Annotated in this window: 2 pseudogenes; one reads left to right on the top strand and one right to left on the bottom strand. The window is 68.2% G+C overall.

Features of this window, described 5'->3' with window-relative positions:
- A pseudogene (locus ACIBEF_RS32300) lies at positions 1 to 1,375 on the top strand (hypothetical protein); the annotation flags it as partial.
- Positions 1,376 to 1,801: 426 nt separating this feature from the next.
- On the opposite strand, the pseudogene ACIBEF_RS32305 reads toward ACIBEF_RS32300, so the two are convergent.
- Positions 1,802 to 1,996: pseudogene (locus ACIBEF_RS32305) on the bottom strand (Mu transposase domain-containing protein); the annotation flags it as partial.
- Positions 1,997 to 2,024: the final 28 nt, after the last annotated feature.

Genomic DNA, 2,024 nt, shown 5'->3' on the forward strand with positions numbered 1-2,024 from the left:
GGATCCGGCGTTGGTCGCCGCGTTGGCCGCGCACGGCCTGCACCGCAACCCGACCGCGCTCCCCGACGGCAAATGGCGGCTGCTACCCAGCGGCGACAGAATCACCCGGACCGATCAGGTCTTTGCGCAGGCGTTGAACCGTCTGCCGGTAGGCACCCGCATCACGCACGACACCACAGTGACGCTGCCTGGTCATAGCGTCCCTGTTCCCATCGGCCCACTGGTGAACAGACTGCGGAACGCCTCGGCCACCGGGGGGCGGGTGGCGGCGCCGGATCCGGTGTTGGTTTCCGCGTTGGCCGCGCACGGTCTGCACCAGCGCCCGACCGCGCTCCCCGACGGCAAATGGCGGCTGCTACCCAACGGCGACAGAATCACCCGGACCGATCAGCTCTTTGCGCAGGCATTGGACCGCCACCCGGTAGGCACCCCCATCACAAACGACACCACAGTGACGCTGCCTGGTCATAGCGCCCCTGTTCCCATCGGCAATATGGTGAGCAGACTGCGGAACGCCTCGGCCACCGGGGGGCGGGTGGCGGTGCCGGATCCGGTGTTGGTCGCCGCGTTGGCCGCGCACGGCCTGCACCGCAACCCGACCGCGCTCCCCGACGGCAAATGGCGGCTGCTACCTAGCGGCGCCAGAATCACCTGGCCCGATCAGGACTTTGCGCAGGCGTTGAACCGTCTGCCGGTAGGCACCCGCATCACGCCGAACACCACAGTGACGCTGCCCGGTCATACCGTCCCTGTTCCCATCGGCCAACTGGTGAGGACACTGCGGGCCAGCGGGGCCACCGGGGGGCGGGTGGCGGCGCCGGATCCGGCGTTGGTCGCCGCGTTGGCCGCGCACGGCCTGCACCACAACCCGACCACGCTCCCCGACGGCAAATGGCGGCTGCAACCCGCAGCAGCCGTCCCTGCCCGGCCCGTCCCCGCAGGGAACACCACCACCACCCTGACCGGTCCCACCGCCCTGACCGGCACCGCCCCCGGGCGTGTACTGAGCATCGCCGAGCTTCTCAACCCTCCAGGGCAGCCCCCACACCTCGCTGAAAACCCGCCACCGCCACCATCGGCGCCCACCACTGTCACCAAGACTGACAGAATCGCCCCCTGGCACATCCCCACCCCAACCATGCCACCAGCCGCCACCCCAACCGCGCCACCGGCGGGCACCCCAACCACGACATCGGCGGGCATCGCCGCCGCGGCGCGGCTGTCGACCGCTACTGCCTCAGCACAGCCGAGAGCCGCCAACCGCGAGGACCGCGGCTATTTCCCCACCCCCACCCGTCCCCGCTCAGCCTCCCCTTCGCGCACATCCCCACCGCACACCACGACACCAGGCACATCAGCGCCACCCCACCGCTGACATACGAGAGGTTGGGGCTGTCTCGGTAACGGTGCTTCCGGCGATCTTGGTTAGGAGGTTTCAGCGGCGGGGAAGCGGTCGCTGAAGGTAATGGCGAAGGCGTTCAACGCGGGCTTCCAGCGCATCGTCCATCGGGTTCTTCCTGCTCCGGTGGGGTCCAGGGACCGGGTCACCAAGTACGGGACTGTAAAACGGCGGATCTCGATCTTCAAGGGAGACAGCCCCACGACGGAACCTCTCGTCGAACGGCGAGGAACTCCTCATGCGTCCACGACTCCGCCGGTGCTCGACCTGCGCGGTGCCTGCCGGCGCTGGCACCTGCCGGCCGGCCATGCACAACTCAGCAGCGGCCTGCCGGTGGACCGGGTCGGTGATGCTCTGATGCTTGGCCCAGCAGCGTTCGTGTCGGGCGACCTGGCGGCTGTCGCAAAACACCTGTACCCGATCGGCGTCAGCGACGATGTCGACGGGTCGTCCCACCGCCGCCGGGTGCCCCAAGTAGTCGTTACTGTCCAACCGGACGTTCTGATCGCCACCCTTCAGTATGGGCTGTCCACGGACTGGGCTGAGAACGAAGAAGTGCCTTCTGATCTGGGAAATAGGGCTTGTCGAGAGTCCCATGTTCCTGTCACGGAAGGCGCTTGCTGGG

Source organism: Micromonospora sp. NPDC050795, from assembly GCF_044456785.1.
Taxonomy (GTDB): Bacteria; Actinomycetota; Actinomycetes; order Mycobacteriales; family Micromonosporaceae; genus Micromonospora.